22 protein-coding genes are annotated in these 19,609 nt (G+C 73.3%); 8 read left to right on the forward strand and 14 right to left on the reverse strand.

Features of this window, described 5'->3' with window-relative positions; translation table 11 throughout:
* Positions 1–26: 26 nt before the first annotated feature.
* Complete coding sequence (locus tag GA0070623_RS13925; protein ID WP_067302811.1) at positions 27–776, reverse strand: hypothetical protein; 750 nt, start codon at positions 774–776, stop codon at positions 27–29.
* A gap of 53 nt (positions 777–829) precedes the next feature.
* On the opposite strand from GA0070623_RS13925, the gene GA0070623_RS13930 reads away from it, so the two are divergent.
* On the forward strand, positions 830–1,981 hold the full coding sequence (locus tag GA0070623_RS13930) for a DNA recombination protein RmuC (RefSeq protein WP_067302814.1): 1,152 nt from the start codon (positions 830–832) through the stop codon (positions 1,979–1,981).
* Between the two features lie 152 nt (positions 1,982–2,133).
* On the opposite strand, the gene GA0070623_RS13935 is transcribed toward GA0070623_RS13930, so the two are convergent.
* Positions 2,134–2,628, reverse strand: coding sequence for an RAD23 family protein (locus GA0070623_RS13935; RefSeq protein WP_067302817.1), 495 nt, complete (start codon positions 2,626–2,628; stop codon positions 2,134–2,136).
* Between the two features lie 186 nt (positions 2,629–2,814).
* A complete protein-coding gene (locus GA0070623_RS13940; RefSeq protein WP_067302820.1) occupies positions 2,815–3,798 on the reverse strand; it encodes a 4-hydroxy-3-methylbut-2-enyl diphosphate reductase in 984 nt (327 codons plus the stop codon).
* Between the two features lie 133 nt (positions 3,799–3,931).
* Here GA0070623_RS13940 and xseA point away from each other — a divergent pair, with 133 nt between their 5' ends.
* Both xseA and GA0070623_RS13950 read left to right on the forward strand, forming a co-directional pair.
* Positions 3,932–5,158, forward strand: a complete 1,227-nt coding sequence (xseA, locus tag GA0070623_RS13945) for an exodeoxyribonuclease VII large subunit (RefSeq protein WP_084261076.1) — start codon at positions 3,932–3,934, stop codon at positions 5,156–5,158.
* Entirely contained in the window at positions 5,155–5,367 is a 213-nt protein-coding gene (locus tag GA0070623_RS13950; protein ID WP_067302822.1) for an exodeoxyribonuclease VII small subunit, read from the forward strand. Before xseA ends, GA0070623_RS13950 begins: the two co-directional genes overlap by 4 nt.
* Positions 5,368–5,413: 46 nt before the next feature.
* On the opposite strand, the gene GA0070623_RS13955 is transcribed toward GA0070623_RS13950, so the two are convergent.
* The 3 genes from GA0070623_RS13955 to GA0070623_RS13965 all read right to left on the reverse strand — a co-directional run bounded on the left by GA0070623_RS13955 (position 5,414) and on the right by GA0070623_RS13965 (position 7,915).
* Positions 5,414–6,151: an alanyl-tRNA editing protein gene (locus GA0070623_RS13955; RefSeq protein WP_067302825.1), complete on the reverse strand. Its 738-nt coding sequence runs from the start codon at positions 6,149–6,151 to the stop codon at positions 5,414–5,416.
* Positions 6,152–6,276: 125 nt separating this feature from the next.
* Positions 6,277–7,122, reverse strand: coding sequence for a hypothetical protein (locus GA0070623_RS13960; protein ID WP_067302828.1), 846 nt, complete (start codon positions 7,120–7,122; stop codon positions 6,277–6,279).
* A gap of 160 nt (positions 7,123–7,282) precedes the next feature.
* Complete coding sequence (locus GA0070623_RS13965) at positions 7,283–7,915, reverse strand: DUF4245 domain-containing protein (protein WP_067302831.1); 633 nt, start codon at positions 7,913–7,915, stop codon at positions 7,283–7,285.
* A gap of 157 nt (positions 7,916–8,072) precedes the next feature.
* Between GA0070623_RS13965 and glpX the strand changes: the two genes are divergently transcribed.
* On the forward strand, positions 8,073–9,104 hold the full coding sequence (gene glpX / locus GA0070623_RS13970) for a class II fructose-bisphosphatase (protein ID WP_067302834.1): 1,032 nt from the start codon (positions 8,073–8,075) through the stop codon (positions 9,102–9,104).
* A complete protein-coding gene (locus GA0070623_RS13975; RefSeq protein ID WP_067302838.1) occupies positions 9,101–10,072 on the forward strand; it encodes a DMT family transporter in 972 nt (323 codons plus the stop codon). The genes glpX and GA0070623_RS13975 overlap by 4 nt, the downstream gene beginning before the upstream one ends.
* Before the next feature lie 102 nt (positions 10,073–10,174).
* On the opposite strand, the gene GA0070623_RS13980 is transcribed toward GA0070623_RS13975, so the two are convergent.
* The 6 genes from GA0070623_RS13980 to GA0070623_RS14005 all read right to left on the reverse strand — a co-directional run bounded on the left by GA0070623_RS13980 (position 10,175) and on the right by GA0070623_RS14005 (position 15,569).
* A complete protein-coding gene (locus GA0070623_RS13980) occupies positions 10,175–11,143 on the reverse strand; it encodes an NAD(P)/FAD-dependent oxidoreductase (protein ID WP_067302841.1) in 969 nt (322 codons plus the stop codon).
* 117 nt (positions 11,144–11,260) lie between these two features.
* A complete protein-coding gene (locus tag GA0070623_RS13985) occupies positions 11,261–11,914 on the reverse strand; it encodes a rhomboid family intramembrane serine protease (protein ID WP_067302843.1) in 654 nt (217 codons plus the stop codon).
* Between the two features lie 114 nt (positions 11,915–12,028).
* Complete coding sequence (locus GA0070623_RS13990) at positions 12,029–12,724, reverse strand: aggregation-promoting factor C-terminal-like domain-containing protein (RefSeq protein ID WP_067302846.1); 696 nt, start codon at positions 12,722–12,724, stop codon at positions 12,029–12,031.
* Positions 12,725–13,010: 286 nt separating this feature from the next.
* Positions 13,011–14,426, reverse strand: coding sequence for a PhoH family protein (locus GA0070623_RS13995; RefSeq protein WP_067302850.1), 1,416 nt, complete (start codon positions 14,424–14,426; stop codon positions 13,011–13,013).
* A gap of 401 nt (positions 14,427–14,827) precedes the next feature.
* Entirely contained in the window at positions 14,828–15,193 is a 366-nt protein-coding gene (locus GA0070623_RS14000; protein ID WP_067302853.1) for a hypothetical protein, read from the reverse strand.
* Between the two features lie 31 nt (positions 15,194–15,224).
* On the reverse strand, positions 15,225–15,569 hold the full coding sequence (locus GA0070623_RS14005; protein ID WP_067302942.1) for a hypothetical protein: 345 nt from the start codon (positions 15,567–15,569) through the stop codon (positions 15,225–15,227).
* Between the two features lie 265 nt (positions 15,570–15,834).
* Between GA0070623_RS14005 and GA0070623_RS14010 the strand changes: the two genes are divergently transcribed.
* The 3 genes from GA0070623_RS14010 to otsB all read left to right on the forward strand — a co-directional run bounded on the left by GA0070623_RS14010 (position 15,835) and on the right by otsB (position 17,706).
* Positions 15,835–16,275: an XRE family transcriptional regulator gene (locus GA0070623_RS14010; protein ID WP_067302856.1), complete on the forward strand. Its 441-nt coding sequence runs from the start codon at positions 15,835–15,837 to the stop codon at positions 16,273–16,275.
* Positions 16,276–16,437: 162 nt separating this feature from the next.
* Positions 16,438–16,791 carry a hypothetical protein gene (locus GA0070623_RS14015; RefSeq protein ID WP_067302858.1) on the forward strand — a complete coding sequence of 118 codons (354 nt, stop codon included), beginning with the start codon at positions 16,438–16,440 and terminating at the stop codon, positions 16,789–16,791.
* Positions 16,792–16,881: 90 nt separating this feature from the next.
* Positions 16,882–17,706: a trehalose-phosphatase gene (otsB, locus tag GA0070623_RS14020; RefSeq protein ID WP_067302861.1), complete on the forward strand. Its 825-nt coding sequence runs from the start codon at positions 16,882–16,884 to the stop codon at positions 17,704–17,706.
* Between the two features lie 116 nt (positions 17,707–17,822).
* Here the strand turns inward: otsB and GA0070623_RS14025 are convergent, their stop codons facing one another.
* On the reverse strand, positions 17,823–18,593 hold the full coding sequence (locus GA0070623_RS14025) for an isoprenyl transferase (protein WP_067302864.1): 771 nt from the start codon (positions 18,591–18,593) through the stop codon (positions 17,823–17,825).
* A gap of 112 nt (positions 18,594–18,705) precedes the next feature.
* Positions 18,706–19,578, reverse strand: coding sequence for a hypothetical protein (locus GA0070623_RS14030; RefSeq protein ID WP_067302867.1), 873 nt, complete (start codon positions 19,576–19,578; stop codon positions 18,706–18,708).
* Between the last annotated feature and the right edge of the window lie 31 nt (positions 19,579–19,609).

Here is a 19,609-nt window from a genome sequence, read left to right on the forward strand (position 1 = left end):
CGCCGCGGCGGCAGGGGCATCCGGCGTCAGAAGTCGCCGCCCCCGAAATCACCGCCGCCGAAGTCGCCCCCACCGAAGTCACCACCACCGAAGTCGCCCGCGGTGCCGAAGTCGCCGCCGAAGTCCGCGCCGTCGCCGAAGCCCTCCTGGTAGCCGGCGTCGTAACCGGGGTCGGCGAAGGCCGGCGAGAAGAGCGCGTCGGCGATCAGCATCCCGCCGACCACGCCGACGCCGGCCCCCAGCGCGGTCTTCCACCAGGGCGTCGAGTACCAGCCGGCCGGCACCGGCCGCCCCTGGTAGCGCCCGCCCGGGTAGTAGTACGGGGTGTCCCGGCCGGGCTGCGGACCGGCCCTGAAGGTCTGCCCCTGCACGTCCACCTGACGGTCCCGGGTGATCTCCCCGGCCCCCTGCGCGGCGGCCAGCGGGGGCAGCTCCGGCCCGGGGTCCAGGCCGAGCGCCACCCGGGCGGCCCGGGCGTAGGCGAGCCCCTCCAGGGCGGTCTCCCGGGCCAGCCGGAACTGGTGGACGGTGCGTGCCTGCTCCAGCTGGCTGCCCGCCGCGTTGTACCGCTCACCCGCGTCGACCAGGGCCTGGCGTACCGCCGGCTCGTCGCCGTGCAGGTTCATCACCTGGCCGCCGAGGCGTTCGTACCAGCGCTGGGCGTCGGCGCGCACGTCGGCGAGGCTGCGCGCCTCCCGGGCCGCCTTCTCCCGCCGCCACCAGACGAAACCACCGGCCAGCATGGCGACCAGGATGAGCACGAGCAGAAATTCCATCCCCCGAACGTACCCGGGGGCGTCGAGTCGTACCCGTTTGGCAAGCTCTGGTGATGGACTTCTCGACGCTGGCCGTGGTGGTGGTCTGCCTCGCCGCCGGCGGCGCGGTCGGCTGGTACGCCGCCCGCGCCCGGTCGGCCACCGAGATCGCCCGGCTGGAGGCCACCCTCGCCGCCACCCGGGAGGGCGAGAGCCGGCTGGAGCAGTCGATGCGGGCGCTGAGCTACGAGGCGACCGCCCAGTCCCAGGAGGCGGTGGCCCGCGCGGTCGCCCCGCTGCACGACACCCTGCGCCGCTACGAGACCCGGGTCGGCGAGCTGGAACGGGACCGGGTCGACGCCTACGCCGAGCTGCGCGAACAGGTCCGCTCGATGGGGGCCGTCTCGAGCGAGCTGCGCACCGAGACCAAGCAGCTGGTCGCCGCGCTACGCGCCCCGCAGGTACGCGGGCGCTGGGGCGAGCACCAGCTCCGCCGGATCGTCGAGGCGGCCGGCATGCTGGAGCACTGCGACTTCAGTGAGCAGGTCACCGCCGCCACCGACCACCAGGGGGTCCGCCCCGACCTGGTGGTCCGGCTGCACGGCGGGCGCACGGTGGTGGTGGACGCCAAGGCCCCCTTCGACGCCTACCTGACGGCGATGGAGGCACGCGACGAGCGCAGCCGGGACACCCACCTCGACCGGCACGCCAAACACCTGCGTGGGCATGTCGACGCGCTGGCCGCGAAGACCTACTGGGCGGCGTTCGACGACACCCCGGAGTTCGTGGTGCTGTTCGTGCCGGCCGACCCGTTCCTGGACGTGGCGCTGCAGCGCGACCCGACGCTGTTGGAGCACGCGTTCGCCCGCAACGTGGTGCTGGCCACCCCGGCCACCCTGGTCGCGCTGCTGCGGACGGTGGCGTACTCGTGGCGGCAGGAGGCGCTGGCCCGCAACGCGGTGGCGGTGCACTCGCTGGCCCGCGAGCTGTACGGCCGACTGTCCACCCTGGGCGAGCACGTCGGCAAGCTCGGTACCTCGCTCGGCGGCGCGGTGACGGCGTACAACCGGGCGGTCGGTTCGTTGGAGGCGCGGGTGCTGGTCAGTGCGCGCAAGCTGGCCGAGCTGGGCGTCTCCGACCAGGAGCTGACCACGCCCGGCCAGGTCGAGGTGGCCCCCCGCCAGCCCCAGGCCCCCGAGCTGCTCCCCACCGACGACCGGCCCTGACCCCGCACGCGGCGGGGCGCGCGGGGCGCTGGGCGGGGTACGCGGGCGGCGCGGGGCGCAATGTCGCCGATGTGGCGGTATCAGGGCGGCTGGACACCGCAATATCGGCGACATCGCGTCCACCCGGGCCGGGCCGACCCGAGCCGGGCGGGTCAGGAGCGGCGGGCGGATTCCACCAGGAACGGGACACCCTGCTGGCAGGTGCTCGTCAGGTCGGGTTGTGCCCGGCCGGTGACGGTGACCCGGGCTCCCTTCACGAGCACGTCGGTGGGGCCGCCGACCAACTGGTGACCGTCGAGCAGCAGGCACCCCGGCTCGACCCCCGCCTCGACGGTGCCGGTCAGCTCCGTCGCGCCCGGACCGGGCGGCAGCCGTGGGCCACCGGGCGGCGGCTTCACACCGGGCGGCGGCTTCAGCCCGCCGGGCGGCACCGACCCGGCCGGTGGTGCGGACGGGGCCACCGAGCCCGGCGGCGCGGACGGCGGCACGGCGTCCGACGGGGTGACCGGGTCCGAGGGGGTGACCGTGGGCGGCGGGGAACTGGTCGGGACGGCCGGCGGCCCGGTGACGTCGGCACCGTCACCACAGCCGGCGAGCGCCACACCGGCGGTCAGCAGCACGACGACCGCCATCCGAGGAGTTCTCATACCCACTGCGACGCGCCCCGTCCGTGATCCGTTCCGTCCGCCGCGAACCCGCCGGGCGTACCGGTGCTCCACTCCGCCACCGCCAACGACGAAGACCGAGGCCGGCGGGCCACCGCCGGGCACGGTCGGCGCACCGCCCCGTGCCGGGGTCGCCACGCACGATCCCCGCCCGCGGCTGATCCAGGGTCAGCCGCGGGCGGCGGCCTTCATGTCGCGCTTGAGTTCCTGCGGCAGCGAGAAGGTCAGCCGCTCGTTGGCGGTGACCACCTCGTCGACGTCGGTGAAGCCCCGCTCGGCGAGGTAGGCCAGCACCTCCTGGACCAGTTCGTCCGGCACGCTCGCGCCGGAGGTCAGCCCGACGGTGCCGGCACCGGCGAGCCAGGCGTCGTCGATCTCGTGGGCGAAGTCGATCAGATACCCGGCGCGGGCACCGGCGTCCAGGGCCACCTCGACCAGGCGTACCGAGTTGGACGAGTTGCGCGAGCCGACCACGAGCACCACGTCGCAGTCCGGGGCGATCTCCTTGACCACGTGCTGACGGTTGGAGGTGGCGTAGCAGATGTCGTCACTGGGCGGCGACTGGAGCAGCGGCAGCCGGGTCTTGAGCCGGGCCACCGTCTCCAGCGTCTCGTCCACCGACAGGGTGGTCTGGGAGAGCCAGACGACCTTGTTCGGGTCGCGCACGGTGATCCGGTCGGCGTCGTCGGGGCCGTCGACCAGCTGGATGTGGGCGGGGGCCTCCCCGGCGGTGCCGATGACCTCCTCGTGCCCCTCGTGGCCGATCAGCAGGATGTCGTAGTCCTCTGCGGCGAACCGCTTGGCCTCCTGGTGCACCTTGGTCACCAGCGGGCAGGTCGCGTCGATCGCCTTGAGCGACCGGGCCTTCGCCTGCTCGTAGACCTCGGGGGCGACGCCGTGCGCGGAGAAGACGACGGTGGCCCCCTCCGGCACCTCCTCGTTCTCCTCCACGAAGATCGCGCCCTGGGCCTCCAGGGTCCGCACCACGTGCTTGTTGTGCACGATCTGCTTGCGGACGTAGATCGGAGCGCCGTAGAGCTTCAGTGCCTCCTCGACGGTCTGCACCGCCCGGTCGACCCCCGCGCAGTACCCGCGGGGCTTGGCCAGGAGCACGCGCTTGCCGGTCTTGGGGGTCGCCTCAGCCTCGGTCACCCGCCCATCGTACGTGTCGGCATCTCCCCCGGCAGCGGCTGCGACCGGGGCCACAGCGGGGGTACGGCGGGACGCGCGGCACGGGCGGTCGGGGCCGCCCCGGATCGTCGGAGGCGGACCGTAGGGTGGGCGGGTGACCGACGCCCCGCGTAGCACCCCCGAGGAGCCCTGGCCGGTCCGGGTGGTCAGCCAGAAGGTCGGCGCCTGGATCGCCAAGCTCGGTTGGGTCTGGGTCGACGGGCAGGTGGCGCAGATCAGCCGCCGGCCGGGAGCGGGCACCGTCTTCCTCACCCTGCGCGACCCGTCGGCCGATCTCAGCCTCACCGTCACCACCAACCGGGACGTCCTGGACGCCGGTGCGCCGGAGCTGCGCGAGGGCGCCCGGGTGGTGCTGCACGCCAAGCCGGAGTTCTACGCGGCCCGGGGCACGCTCAGCCTACGCGCCGACGAGATCCGCCAGGTCGGGCTCGGTGAGCTGCTGGCCCGGCTGGAGAAACTCAAGAAGCTGCTCGCCGCCGAGGGGCTGTTCGACAGGTCCCGCAAGCGCCGGCCGCCGTTCCTGCCGCAGCGGGTCGGCCTGATCACCGGTCGGGCGTCGGCGGCCGAGCGGGACGTGTTGACCAATGCCCGGCGGCGCTGGCCGGCGGTGGAGTTCCGCACGGTCAACGTGGCGGTGCAGGGGCCGGGGGCGGTGTCGCAGATCGTCGACGCGCTGCGGGTCCTCGACGCCGACGAGCACGTCGACGTGATCGTCCTGGCCCGGGGCGGTGGTGGCATCGAGGATCTGCTGCCCTTCTCCGACGAGGCGCTGTGCCGGGCGGTCTTCGCCTGTCGTACCCCGGTGGTCAGCGCGATCGGCCACGAGACGGACGCCCCGCTGGTCGACTACGTCGCCGACGTCCGCGCGTCCACCCCCACGGACGCGGCCAAGCGGGTCGTCCCCGACCTGGCCGACGAGGTACGCCTGATCGGCCAGGCCCGGTCCCGGCTGGAGCGGGCGGTCCGCAACCTGCTCGACCGGGAGTCGCACCGGCTGGCCCTGTTCCGGTCCCGCCCGGTGCTGGCCCGCCCGCAGGTGATGGTCGAGCAGCGGGCCGTCGAGGTGACCGCGCTGCGCGACCGTTCGATCCGCAGCCTGACCCACCGGCTGGGGGCGGCCACCGACGACCTGGGCCACACCGTGGCCCGGCTGCGTGCGCTCTCCCCCGCCGCCACCCTCGACCGGGGTTACGCCATCGTGCAGCGGACCGACGGGCACGTGGTCCGGGCGGCCGACGAGGTGGCCGGTGGCGACCCGCTGCGGGTACGCCTCGCCGAGGGTGAGCTGACCGCGACCGTGCAGGAGACGAGGACGAGATGAGCGACCGGAACCCCGACGAGCGGCTCAGCTACGAGCAGGCCCGCGCCGAGTTGGCCCAGGTGGTGGAGCGGTTGGAGGCGGGTGGCACCTCGTTGGAGGAGTCGCTGGCGCTGTGGGAGCGCGGCGAGCGGCTCGCCGCGGACTGTCAACGCGCCCTCGACGGCGCGCGGGCCCGGATCGACGCCGCCCGGTCGACCCCGGAGTCCTGACCGCGCGCGACGGGCCGGGGTCGGTCGGGCCGGCGGGGCGGACGGGTCAGTCGGCGAGGCGGATGCGTACCCGACGGTTCTGCCGGCCCTTGCTCTCCACCTTGACGACCCGGAGCCGCCCCACCTGCCCGATGGACGCGACGTGGGTGCCGCCGTCGGCCTGCACGTCGAGGCCCTCGATGTCGACGATCCGGACCTCCTGCTCGTCCGGGGGGATCAGGTTGGTCTGGGTACGCACGATGTCGGGGATGGCCAGCGCCTCGTCGCGCGGCAGCACCCGTACGGAGACCCGCCGGTCGGTGGCCAGTTCCTTGTTGACCGCCTCTTCGAGCAGCCCCTTGAAACCCTCGGGGACCTGCGGCAGGTTGAAGTCCATCCGGGCCTCGCCGGGCTCCATGTTGCCGCCGGTCACCAACGCGCCGAAGTCGCGGAACACCACCCCGCAGAGCACGTGCAGCCCGGAGTGGGTCCGCATCAGCGTGAACCGGCGTGCGTCCTCGACCGCCCCCTGGACCTCGACACCGACCGGTGGTACCGGGTCGCCCTCGGCCGGGATCAGGTACAGGTCGTCGCCCTTGCTGGTGCCGACGATCCGGGTCTGCACCCCCTGCCACAGCAGGACGCCGTGGTCCGGTGGCTGGCCGCCGCCGCCCGGGTAGAAGGCGGACCGGTCCAGCACGATGCCGCGCTCGGGGTCGACGTGCACCACCCGGCAGGTCCACTCGCGCAGCGAGGGGTCGGCCAGGTCGAGGCGCTCGGTACGTCCGTGCCGGGAGATGCCCATGACGGCGCAGCGTACTACCGGTGGACGCGCACCGTCAGCACTGCCGCGCCGGTCCGTCCGGTGGCCCGACCGGGCCGGTGGCGGGATGGTCCGGGACCATCCCGCCACCGGTCGACCGGAGTCAGTTAGTTGAACAGGTTGTACAGCTCCTGGGGCGCCTCGACCACCTGGTCGGCGGCGGGCTTCTGGGCGGCGGTGGCGTTGCCGTAGTCGGAGTAGGTGATCTTGATGTCCTGCGCGGCGCTCTGGCCGGCCGCCGGGATCTGGACCACCATCTCGCTGAGCCGGCCCTGCGGGTCCAGCTTCGCGGTGAACGGCACCGACTTCGCCTGCGCGCCCAGCGCGGTGATCACCGTCGAGTCGACGGAACCGGCCTCGGCGGCCTTCGACACGTCCAGGGTGCCGGCGTAGCTGCCCTCACCGGTCTGCCGGACCTCGGTGATGCCCTGGGTCAGCACGGCGCTGCCCGCCGGGTCGATCTTGTCGAAGTCGAAGCCGAGCGACTTGTTGCCCTTGATCCGGGTCTGGTCGAGGTGCTGGTACTTGCCGAGGCTGAGCTTCTGCGCCCCGGGGATGCTGCTGGCCGACGTGCCGCCGAGGTCCAGCTTCACCCAGCTGTCCGGCTTGGCGTGGATCACGTCCAGGTTCATCATCAGGTCCGAGGACGCGTCACCGATGCTCAGCTTGATCTGGGCGCTCTGGCTGGGCTGGTGCACCTGCCCCTCGGCGGTGGAGCCCACCCCGGTCATGGTGAACCGGAAGTTGCCGTTACGGATCTCGTTGGTGGAGTTGAGCAGGGCCTGCTTGGCGTCGGAGGTGCCGGGCGAGGCGCTGCCCGAGGCGGCGCTGCCGGAGGCCGACGGGGATGCGGAGGCCCCCGCCTCGCCGCTCCCGGAGTTGTTGCAGGCGGCCAGGCCGGGGGTGAGCAGCGCCGCGGCGAAGACCGCCGCGCTGAAACGTCGAATGGTCACGTCAGGCTCTCCAGTCGGGTCGTCCGGCCCCCGGCGGGTGCCGGGGGCGTGGCGCGCGGCCCCCGCCCGGTCGTACCGGCACCGGCGCGCATCCCTTCTGTTCCCGGACGTCGCCTTCCGCAATCCCCCGCGTCGCCACCGACCACCGGCCCGTGACCGGTCAGCGCAGCGCGCCGGCCAGCTCGCGCAGCTCGTTGTCCCGGGCGTCCCCGACCACGATCACGGTGCGGTTCGGTTCGAGCAGCACCAGGGCCTGCTCGTTGCCCCGCCCGGTGTACCGCTGCCAGCTCGCCCCGCCCAGGTCCGCCGGCCCCTGCGGCTGCCCGGCGGCGGTCAGCTCGGCGGGGAGCAGCCGCTCCGGCGGCACGTTGCTCTGCACCAGCTGGGCGCCCCGCCCCTCCGGGGTGAGATAGCCCACCCGCAGGTTCGCGCCGTCGTCGACGGTGCGGAAGCTGGCGCTCACCGTCCGCCAGCCGGAGCCGAGCCCGGACGGTTCGGTGACCGGGAAGGCGTTCGCGGCGCGGGCCTGCTCGTAGGCGGGGCCGGCGTCGACGACGGTCGGCTGCTCGCCGCCGAGGAAACCCCGGTAGAAGGCGAGCAGCAGGGCGATCGGGACCAGCAGCACCAGCAGGGACAGGGCCATGTCCTTCGGCGAACGTTCGGAACGGGCCTTCGCCACCCGGCCGCCGTCCGGCGCCGCCGTCGGCCGCCCGGCGGCCGGGGGCAGCGGCGGCTGGCCGTCCGGCGGGGTCGGATCGGCGGGTACGCGGTCGGCAGGCTGTGCGGGTTCCACCGTCCCATTCTCGCAGCCGCCCGGTAGGGCGATCCCGCCCACCGTCGCCCCGCCCCGCCGCCGGACCTGGCATCGTGTGAGGATCAGCGACAGAGCCGGCAGCGGCGACCGCCGTCCCTGCCGGTCCGCCCCGCACCGTCGCGAGGAGGAAGCCGCCATGACGAACACCAGGACGCGCGTCCCGCAGGACCTCGACCGTAACCTCGCCCTCGACCTGGTCCGGGTCACCGAGGCCGCGGCGATGGCCGCCGGCCGGTGGGTCGGCCGGGGCGACAAGGAGGGCGGCGACGGGGCAGCCGTCGACGCCATGCGCAAGCTGATCAACTCGATCCAGATGCGTGGCGTGGTGGTGATCGGCGAGGGCGAGAAGGACAACGCGCCGATGTTGTTCAACGGCGAGCAGGTGGGCGACGGCACCGGCCCGGAGGTCGACGTGGCGGTGGACCCGGTCGACGGCACCACGCTGATGAGCAAGGGCATGCCGAACGCGCTCGCGGTGCTGGCCGTCTCCGAGCGGGGGGCGATGTTCGACCCGAGCGCCGTCTTCTACATGGAGAAGCTGGCCGTCGGCCCGGCGTACGCCGACGTGGTGGACATCGAGGCCGGGCCGGCGGAGAACCTGCGCCGGATCGCCAAGGTCAAGGGCACCGACGTCGCCGAGGTGACCGTCTGCGTGCTCGACCGCTCCCGGCACCAGGACCTGGTCGGCGAGATCAGGCGGACCGGGGCGGGCATCCGGTTCATCTCCGACGGCGACATCGCGGGGTCGATCGCCGCCGCCCGGGGCGAGTCGGGCGTCGACGTGCTGATGGGCATCGGCGGCACGCCGGAGGGGATCATCTCCGCCTGCGCCCTCAAGTGCATGGGCGGCGCGATGCAGGCCAAGCTCTGGCCGCAGGACGCGCGGGAGCGGGAGAAGGCGCTCGCCGCCGGGCACGACCTCGACCGGGTGCTCGGCACCGACGACCTGGTCACCGGGGACAACTGCTTCTTCGTGGCGACCGGGGTCACCTCCGGCGACCTGCTGCGCGGGGTGCGGTACGCGGCCGGCGGGGCGTACACCCAGTCGATCGTGATGCGGTCCAAGAGCGGCACCATCCGCGTGATCGACTCGTACCACCGGTTGGAGAAGCTGGCCCTCTACTCGGCGGTGGACTTCGACGGCAGGCCACTGGCAGAGCAGGAGTGACCGCAACCGGAACGGCGACCCGACCCGTCCTGTCCACCCCCCGCCGGATCGCCGGGATCGGGCTGGCGACCGCCGCCGGGGTCGGCGTGGCCGTCCAGTCCCGGATCAACGGCGAGCTGGGCGTACGCCTGGCCGACGGGATCGCCGCGGCGGTGGTCTCCTTCGGCCTCGGGCTGCTGGTGCTGCTGGTGCTGGTGCCGGCCCTGCCCGGGGGGCGACGCGGCCTGGCCGCGTTGCGTGGGTCGCTGCGCTCCGGCGCGTTGCGCCCCTGGCAGACGCTGGGCGGGGTGTGCGGGGCGCTCCTGGTCGCCACCCAGGGGCTCACCATCGGCGTGCTCGGCGTGGCGGTCTTCACCGTCGCCGTGGTCGCCGGGCAGTCGGCCAGCAGCCTGGCCGTGGACCGGGCCGGCATCGGACCGGGCGGCCGGCAGCCGGTGACCGTGGCCCGGCTGGCCGGGGCGGTGCTGACCGTGCTGGCGGTGCTGCTGGCGGTCGGTGACCGGCTCGGCGACCCGGGCACCCTGGCGCTGGCCCTGCTACCGCTGCTCGCCGGGCTGGGCCTGGCCTGGCAGCAGGCGGTCAACGGACTGGTCCGGGCGGCCTCGGGCAGCGCGCTCACCGCCACCCTGGTCAACTTCGCCGTCGGGACGGCCGCCCTGCTGGTCGCCTTCGGCGTGGAGGTGGCCGTCCGGGGTGTCCCCGGTGGTGCGTTGCCGGCCGAGCCGTGGCTCTACCTGGGTGGCCCGATCGGCATCGTGTTCATCACGGTCGCGGCGGCGATCGTCCGCTTCACCGGGGTGCTGCTGCTGGGGCTGGCCACCATCGCCGGTCAGGTGGTCGGTGCCGTCGCGCTCGACGCGGTGCTGCCGACGGCGGCGTCGCACCCGGGACCGGCCACCCTGGCCGGCGCGCTGCTCACCCTGGTGGCGGTGCTGATCGCGACGCTCGGCCCGGCACCCCGGCGCTGACCGGCGAGCCGGTGCCAGCCGACGCTGACCGGCGGCCGGGCGTCCCGACGCCCACCGGCCGGCAGCCCGCCGCCGACCGGCGCCCCGGCCCGGGCGGGGCGGTCAGCCGGCGTCGGAGGAGTGGCCGGGGAACAGGTGGGCGGCCGGGTCGATCGCGACGGCCGCGTTGTTGACCGCGGTGGCGGCCTCGCCGAAACCGGTGGCGATCAGCCGTACCTTGCCCGGGTACTCGGTGATGTCACCGGCGGCGTAGACCCTGGGCAGGCTCGTCGCCATCGCGCTGTCCACCACGATGTGCCGCCGGTCCAGCCGCAGCCCCCACTCGGCCAGCGGACCCAGGTCGGCGGTGAAGCCGAGGGCGGCGACGACCGTGTCGACCGGCAGGGTCTCCGTCGCGCCACCCCGTACGGTGATCTCGGCGGCGGTGACCGTGTCGTCGCCGTGCAGCCGGGTCACCTCGGCGTTGACCACGACCCGCACCGGCAGGGAGAGCACCCGGGCGACCGTTCCGGCGTGCGCCCGGAAGCGCTCGCGGCGGTGCACCAGGGTCACCGAACGGGCCAGCGGTTGCAGGGTCGCCGCCCAGTCGAAGGCGGAGTCACCGCCGCCGACGATCAACACGTCCCGGTCGGCCAGCGCGGCCGGGTCCGGTACGAAGTAGACGATCCCGCCGCCGAGGAAACTGTCCGCGACCGGCAGTGGACGCGGGGTGAAGCTGCCCAGCCCGCCGGTGACCACCACCGCGCCGCAGCGCAGCTCCTCGCCGCCCGAGAGGCCGAGCACCGGCCTGCCGTCGGCGTGCGAGAGCTTCTCGGCCCGGGTGCCGAGCAGGTATTCCGGGTGGTAGGGCGCAGCCTGGGCGACCAGGTTGGCCACCAGGTCACGGCCCTTGACGGCGGGGAAGCCGGCGACGTCGAGGATCAGCTTCTCCGGGTACATGGCGGTGATCTGCCCACCCGGCTCGGGCAGCGCGTCCACCACCGCCACCGACAGACCGCGGAAGCCCGCGTAGTAGGCGGCGAACAGCCCGGTCGGGCCTGCTCCGATCACGGCGACATCGACCTCGCGCATGGGCGTACCGTCGCTTTCCGCTGGCGATAAACGCGTGCTGATCCCGACGTTAGGCCCGCCGTCCCGATCGGGCAAGCACCGCGCGGCCCTGCCGTACGCCGGGCGGGTCGTCGACGCTCAGGAGTTCAGCGTGGACTCCACCCGGTACGGCCCGTACGGGTCGTGGGGGCGGCGACGCCGGAACAGGATCGCCGCGACCACCCCGCCGAGCAGCCCGAACAGGTGGCCCTGCCAGGAGATCCGCTCGTCGGTGGGGAGGATGCCGAGCAGCTGCCAGCCGTAGAGGAGACCGACCAGCAGCACCACCGCGAAGTTCCACCAGCTGCGTTCGACGATGCCCCGGGTGAGCAGCAGGCCGAGGTAGCCGAAGATGACCCCGCTGGCCCCGACGACCACCGAGTTGGGCGAGCCGGTGAACCAGACGCCGAGCCCGCTGACCAGGATGATGACCAGAGTGGACCAGAGGAACCGGCGGACCCCGGCGGCCAGCACGAAGGTGCCGAGCAGGATCAGCGGAATGCTGTTGCTGTAGAGGTGGTCGAAGCCGTGGTGCAGGAACGGCGAGAAGAACACCCCGTCGAGCCCCTGGATGCGCTGCGGGATGATCCCGGCGGCCACGTCGAGCCCGAAGCCGAGCCCCTGGTCGAGGGCCTCGATGAGGAAGAGGAACGGCACCACCGCGCACATGGCGACGAAGGCCCGGCCGAGCGACGCGTAGAACGCCTCGGTGCCGAACCGGTCGGGGTCGCCGCCCGTCGGGTGCAGGGTCACCCCACCATGGCTATCAGCATTCTTCGACGACCGCCACCTCGGTCCCGCGCCACCGGGGGTACGACGACGGCGGGGCGGGTGGTCGCCCACCCGCCCCGCCGTCGTGTCCGTCGATCAGTACCAGCCTTCGCTCTGGCTCTTGGCCCAGGCGCCGCACGGGTTGTCGTACCGGCCCTCGATGTAGCCGAGGCCCCACTTGATCTGGGTCACCGGGTTGGTCCGCCAGTCGCTGGCGATCGAGCTCATCTTGCTGCCCGGCACCGCCTGCGGGATGCCGTACGCGCCGGACGAGGAGTTGCTGGCCTTGGGGTTCCAGCCGCTCTCCTTGTTCCAGAGCTTGTCCAGGCAGGGCATCTGGTCGATCTTGAAGCCCGCCTGGAGGAGCATCGCGCAACCGGTCTTGCGGTGCCCGCTGTACGAGCTGCACGACGCGGGGACCGGGCCGGCGTATGCCTTGATCTTCCCGTCCTCCGCCTTGGCCTTGGCCTCGGCCTCGCGCTCCTTCTTCCGCGACGCGGCGGCGGCCTCGGCGGCCTTGGCCCGCTGGGCGGCCTCCTTGGCCGCCGCGGCGGCCCGCAGCCTCGCCTGGTACTCGGCGGCCCGCTGCTTGGCGGACTCCCGCCGGTGGTCGGCCTGCCGGTCACGCTGGTAGTCGTACTCGGCCTGGTCGACCTGGAGGCCGACCTGTGCGGTCAGGCCCTGTTGCTGGGTTTCCCGGTCTTCGCCCAGATAGAAACCGCCGGCGACGCCCACGGAGAGCAGCGCGACAGCGGCCGTACGGGCACCGAACCGGCTCCACAGCCGACTCACGTAGTGTCCCTTCGTCGGGGGCAAGGGCGCGACGCGGACCGGCCCGAACGGGCGCGGCCGTGCCACGAGCGCCCCGACCTGAGCCGGTCGCCACCGACGTACCGGCGGCGGGGCGGCGGGGCCGTCCAAGGAGGGGACGGACGGTCGCCGACCACCGCGCCGGGACGTGGGCGCTCGATGGACACCATTGCGCACAGTGAGGCAGTTGGGAAACCCACCCGTAGATTTGTGATTTGCGCCACAAAGTGAATGTGGACGATGGGGGCGGACCCCGCCGCCGGACGACTCAGCCCGGAATGTCCTCCAACAGATCCGTCACCATCGCGGCGATCGGGGATCGCTCGGACCGGTTCAGCGTGACGTGCGCGAAGAGCGGGTGGCCCTTCAACGCCTCGATCACCGCGGTCACCCCGTCGTGCCGCCCCACCCGCAGGTTGTCCCGCTGGGCCACGTCGTGGGTGAGCACCACCCGCGACCCCTGCCCGATCCGGGACAGCACGGTGAGCAGCACGCCCCGCTCCAACGACTGCGCCTCGTCGACGATGACGAAGGCGTCGTGCAGGCTCCGGCCCCGGATGTGGGTCAGCGGAAGGACCTCCAGGATGCCCCGGGAGGTGACCTCCTCCAGCACGTTCTCGTGCACCACCGCGCCGAGAGTGTCGAAGACGGCCTGCGCCCAGGGCGACATCTTCTCCGACTCCGAGCCGGGCAGGTAGCCCAGCTCCTGGCCGCCGACGGCGTAGAGCGGCCGGAAGACCACCACCTTCTTGTGCCGGCGGCGCTCCATCACCGCCTCCAGCCCGGCGCAGAGCGCCAGCGCCGACTTTCCGGTGCCGGCCCGGCCGCCGAGCGACACGATCCCGATCGACTCGTCCAGCAGCAGGTCCAGGGCGATCCGCTGTTCGGCCGACCGGCCGTGCACGCCGAACGCCTCCCGGTCACCCCGGACCAGCCGGACCGTCTTGTCGGGCAGCACCCGGCCCAGCGCCGAACCCCGGGTGGAGTGCAGCACCAGGCCGGTGTGGCAGGACAGCCCGGCGGCGGCGTCCAGGTCCAGGCAGTCGCCGGCGTAGAGCCGGCCGATGTCGTCGTCGCCCAACTCCAGCTCGGCCATCCCCGTCCAGGTCGGGTCACTGGCCTGGCCGTGCCGGTACTCGTCGGCCCGCAGCCCGACCGAGGCGGCCTTGACCCGCAACGGCATGTCCTTGCTGACCAGGGTCACCTCCCGCCCCTCGGCGGCCAGGTTGAGCGCCACCGACAGGATCCGGGCGTCGTTGGACTCGTTGCGGAAACCCGGGGGCAGGACGCCGTCGTCCGAGTGGTTGAGCTCGACCTTCAGGGTGCCGCCGGACTCGTTGGCGGGCACCGGGTGGTCCAGTCGACCGTGCCGGACCCGCAGCTCGTCGAGCATGCGCAGGGACTGGCGGGCGAACCAGCCCAGCTCCGGGTGGTGCCGTTTGCCCTCCAGCTCCGAGATCACCACGAGGGGCAGGACCACCTCGTGCTCGGCGAAGCGGTGGAAGGCCGCCGGGTCGGAGAGGAGTACGGACGTGTCCAGGACGAATACCTGGCCGGCTGGACCGGGCTCCTCGGGGCCGGGCGGAGCGGCGGCCGTGGCGCGGCGGCTCCGGGTGGATCGGCGGGTCGTGGCAGTCGCGGCCGGGATCTGGTCGACACCGGCGGGCGTACGGCGAGTCGTCACAGGCCTGCTCCGACGGACGGGCATCCGCCGTCCGCGTTCCGCCTCCTCCGGTGCCCGGGGACACGGGGTCGGATGCGGAACCCCGTGCGCGAGGTCGCAGATCCGGGCGGGCCGGCTGACCCGGGAGAACCCCGTGCCATGCCTAGACGCTAGCGGCGCCGGGCCGCCTCGGCTAGAGGGCGGACGAGGATCTCCCCGGGTGGGTGGTGGCCGGCGGCGGACCGGCCGGGATGCCTGCCCCCTGCGCGCATCCCGGCCGGTGGCACCGCGCGTCAGCGGTCCGACGCGGCCCCGGCACACGCGCCGACGGCTCGACGCGGTCCCTGGCACCGCGTGGTCTGACGCGGTTCCGCCGGTCCGCGCCCACCGGGGACGGCGTACCGACGGGAGTCGACCCCCGGTCAGCCGGACCGGCGGACCAGGGTGCCGGCCGGGCGCTGCCCACCGGTGGGTGGTCCCGGCACGGCGGCGAACGAGGAGCCCGTGTAGGTGGTGCCCTGGCGCACCGCCGACGAGGCGTGCGGCGGCGGCAGCGGGGCGGGAAGCCCGGCGGGCGGCGGTGCCACCGGGACGGCCAGGGCCGAGGCGAGCACGGCCCGGGCTTCGCGTCGACGCCGGTTCCAGGCACCCCGGTCACCGTCGAAGTAGCCCTGCCGGTAGCCGAAGCGGTACCCGACCCGGTAGCTGAGCTGGCCGTGCAGCCGACCGGCCGCGTAGCTGGCCGCGCCCAGGACGAGCACGAGGAACAGCGCGAGGAGCGGGCTCATCGGGCGGCTCCGGCACGTCGCACCGGCCGGGTCACCGTTCCTCCGGCCCGGCCGGACCCGGATCGACGACCAGCAACCGTTCCAGGTCCTCGGTGCTGACCTCCTCGACCAGTTCGACGCTGATCCGGCAGCCGTCCAGCACCACCTCGGCCATCGAGGAACGCCGGATCTCGCCGCCGACGTCGTAGACGCGGACGCTCATCTCCGGGCAGCCGAGGTGGGTCCGCCAGGCGTTCCACTCGTCCCGGTCGCCGACGCTCAGCGACAGGTAGCGGCAACCCCGGGCGAGGTAGAGCCGCCAGGGTGCGCTCAGCCCCGCGGCGACCCCCTCGGCGATCAGGCCGAAGGCCTGGGCACGGGTCGCTAGTTCGGTCACCACACCCCCCTCGCACCGGGGGCGTGACGCATGTGAGCACTGATCGTCTCAAGCACGTGACACACCGTAGATTGTCCCATGAGCGTGACAGTATCAGCTTTTCGTCCGGTTTCCCGGACGTGCGGATGTGGCTATTATGCCCAGGTAAGACCGGCCGAGAACGGGCACGGACCTCGAACGGACCCCACCGCGAGGCCGTCTCATATGCGTGACAAAGATCCGCCCCGGGCAGGCTGGACGAGCGCTGCGGTCGTACCGTCACAGGGTGACCGAGACCGCCCCCGCCCGGAAGATCGCATTCGCCACCTTCGTTCGTCGAGCGCTCGACGACGCCCGGGCGATGCGGGCCTGGACCGGCACCGAGGTCTCCCGACGGACCGGTGTCTCCCGGCAGACGATCAACCGGTGGGTCCGCGGCGACTGGGCCAGCGACCCGGAGGCGGAACGGGTGGTGGCCTTCTGCGAGGGGCTGGGCCTCAACCCCGCCGCCGCCTTCGCCGCCCTCGGCTGGGACCGGGCCGCGGCCCCCCGGAACGCCGCCGGCACCCCGCCGATGGACCCGGACGTCGAGGCGCTGCTGCGCCGGCTGGTCGATCCGGCGGTCTCGGACGCGGAGAAGTTCCACATTCGAGAAACCATCCGTTATCTCGCATACCGCCCGACTCTCCCGCTGGATGCCCGGACCGGTGGAGAGCGGGCCGGGTAGTTCCTCAGATGGCGAAAGAACGCCGGATCGGACCTGATCGTTTCGCTCCGGGGCCGCGACGGGCCCGCTAGCGTCCGTATTCGTACTGCTTGGGCTCGTCGTCGGCGGGGGGACGGGACAAGGCCGGAATCAGCCCTGCGGGACAGAAGGAGGGGTCTGTCCGTGACCCTGAAATGGTGGGCAGTGCTGGTCGCAGCCGTCTCCCTGACCGCATGCGTGACCGCGAACCTGGTGGTCGGGATCGGGGCGGGCGGGCAGATTCCCCTGGTCGTCAACCTCTTCGCCCTCACCGTCGCCGGCACGGCCGTCGTCCTGGCGGTGGTCGCCGCCCTGCACGACCGGCTCGACGACCGGATCAGCGCGCTCACCGAGTTCCTGGTGGCACGGCTCGACGAGATCGACGACCGCACCGGCGACCGGAACACCGGCTTCGTCGAGGGTTACCTGCTCAACCAGGATCGACCGGCCACAGTGGTGCCGTTGGGACGGCCCCGACGGGGTGCCGCCGAGCGCTGAGGATCATTCGCGGACAGCACGGCACTGCGCTGTCAAGAAGCCACGCCGAAGCCACGAATCCGTCACCGGCCCCGGGGTACGCTTTCGCGCGTGCCGCCGTTGAATCTGGGTTCCCAGCAGCCGCAGACCCCGCTGGATGCTGAGCACGCCTGGCGTACCACCGCCGAGCGGGCCGCCGACACCGTCTTCTTCTTCGACTTCGACGGCACCCTCGCGCCGGTCGACGACGACCCCACCGCGGTACGCCCCGCGCCGAAGGTGCTCGCCGCGCTGGAGGCCCTCGCCCCGGTGGTGCAGCGGGTGGCGATCGTCTCCGCACGCCCCGTCGACTTCCTCCGTGACCACCTCGGCGGCCTCACCGGGATCGACCTCTACGGGCTCTACGGGCTGGAGCACAGCCACTCCGGCGGCGAGACGGTGACCGAGCCCGCCGCGCTGCCCTGGGTGCCGACCATGGCCGAACTGGCCGACCTGGCCCGCACCGAACTGCCCGCCGGGGCGCTGGTGGAGTTCAAACGGCTCAGCGTTGCGCTGCACTGGCGTACCGCGCAGCAACTCGGCCCGGCGGTCGAGCGGTGGGGCCGCGCGCAGGCCGAACGGCTCGGGCTGCGGGTGCAGGCCGGGCGGATGGTGCTGGAGCTCAAGCCCCCCGTCGACCGGGACAAGGGCCTCGTCATCGGCGAGGTGGTCCGGGACGCGGGCGGCGCCTGGTACTTCGGCGACGACGTCTCCGACATCAAGGCGTTCGCGGCGCTGCGCGCCCGGTCCGCCGCCGACCCGGCGTTCCTCGGGGTCTGCGTGGCGGTGGCCAACCCCGAGACCGGTCATGAGGTCGCCGAGGCCGCCGACCTCACCATCGACTCCCCCGCCGCGCTGGGCGACTTCCTGACCCGTGCCCTGCACCACCTCACCTGACCGGGAGCCGACCGCCGCTGCGGCTCGGACCCCGTAACGGCGTTGCCGGAGTGCCGACGGCGCTGCGGTTCAGGCCCCGTTAGCGGCGTTCCCGGATGCCCGACCGGCGCTGCGGCTCAGGCCCCGTAACGGCGTTGCCGGGTGCCGTAGGAGCGCAGGGCGCGGAGGAAGTCGACCCGGCGGAAGTCGGGCCAGTTGAGTTCGCAGAAGTAGAACTCCGAGTGCGCCGACTGCCAGAGCATGAAGCCGGACAGGCGCTGCTCACCGCTGGTCCGGATGATCAGATCCGGGTCGGGCAGCCCCCGGGTGTAGAGGTGCTCGGAGATGTGGTCCACGTCCAGCGAGCCGGCCAGCTCCTCGATGGTGCCGCCCTTGGCGGCGTGCTCCACCAGCAGCGAACGGACCGCGTCGGCGATCTCGCGCCGGCCGCCGTACCCGACGGCGATGTTGACCTGCGCGCCGCCGGTGCGCTCCCGGGTGCGCTCCTCGGCGGCCTTGAGCGCCTGGGCGTGCTGCGTCGGCAGCACGTCGAGCGCCCCGACCATCCGCAACCGCCAGGGGTTACCCTCCTCGGCCAGCTCGGTGGTCAGGTCCTCGATGATCTGGAGCAGTGGATCCAGCTCTTCCGCCGGCCGGGAGAGGTTGTCCGTGGAGAGCAGCCAGAGCGTGACGTGACCCACGCCGGCCGCGTCGCACCAGCGCAGCAACTCCTTGATCCGCTCGGCGCCCATCCGGTGCCCGTCGTTCGGATCGACCAGGCCCATCTCCCGCGCCCACCGGCGGTTGCCGTCGCACATCACGCCCACGTGCCGGGGCACCGGCCGACCGGCGAGCCGGGCCGTCAGCCGCCGCTCGTAGACGGAGTAGAGGAGTTTCCGCAGAGTCATCACCCTGCAGCGTAGCGACCCACCCCCACCACCAGTGCCGCGGTGGCGCACCTACCGCGTGATCAAGAGAAATACGTCAGCTACAGGCCGCTCGATGTCCGAAACCTCTTGATCACCGTGGCTCACCGGCGGGGGTGGGGGTCGGCGTGGGGGCGGCGCGGTGGAGGGAGTAGAGGGTGAGCAGGACGGCGGCGAGGAGGGGGGCGCCGTCGCGGACCAGGCCGTCCAGGCCCAGCAGCCACCAGCAGAGCGGGAGGTCGACCGCGAGGACGCCGAGGGCGATGGTCACCAGCAGGCGGCGGGCCCACGGCCGACCGCGCATCAGGAACGCCGTGCAGAACAGCACCAGGTAACTGAGCACGACGCCGGCGCCGAACCAGAGCAGCACCACCGGCAGGGCGGCGAGCCGGCCGTCCAGCACCGCCCCGCCGGCCACCAGGGCGGGCACCAGCGTCAACGGGCTGTAGGTGAAGGCGGCCACCCGGGCGGTGAGCAGCCAGCCGGTGACCTGGGGGCGTTTCGGGGCGACCTCCCGCCAGGTGATCGTCCCGCCCTCGACCACCAGGCCCTTACGGTGCCGCACCAGGTGCCCGGCGACCGCGTCCGAGCGGTAGAGCAGCACCACCACGGCGACGCAGAGCGCGGTGAGCGCCGCGAAGCCGAGCAGGCCGGGCAGCGGCGGCACACCCTGCCGGGGCACCACCAGCCGGCCGACCGCGAACACGGTGGTCACCGCGAGGATCAGCCCGAACGGCTTCGCCCCGGCCCGACCCCGGTCCACCTGCCCGATCAGCAGCAGGAAGCCCAGCGAGCGCAGCATCGCCCAACCGGTCCGCACCGCCAGGCCGAACTCCTGCTCCGGGGCGTACCACCAGTTGAGCAGCTCGACCACGACGGTGGCGGCGGCGGTCGACGCGAGCAGCACGGTCAGCGCCCGGACGGCGGACGGCCGCCGGACCTGCGGGGTCACGGCGGCCGTCCTCATGACTTCCGGTGTTGCCCGGTACGGGCGACCG

The sequence above is a fragment of the Micromonospora rifamycinica genome (assembly GCF_900090265.1).
In the GTDB taxonomy this organism is placed as follows: domain Bacteria; phylum Actinomycetota; class Actinomycetes; order Mycobacteriales; family Micromonosporaceae; genus Micromonospora; species Micromonospora rifamycinica.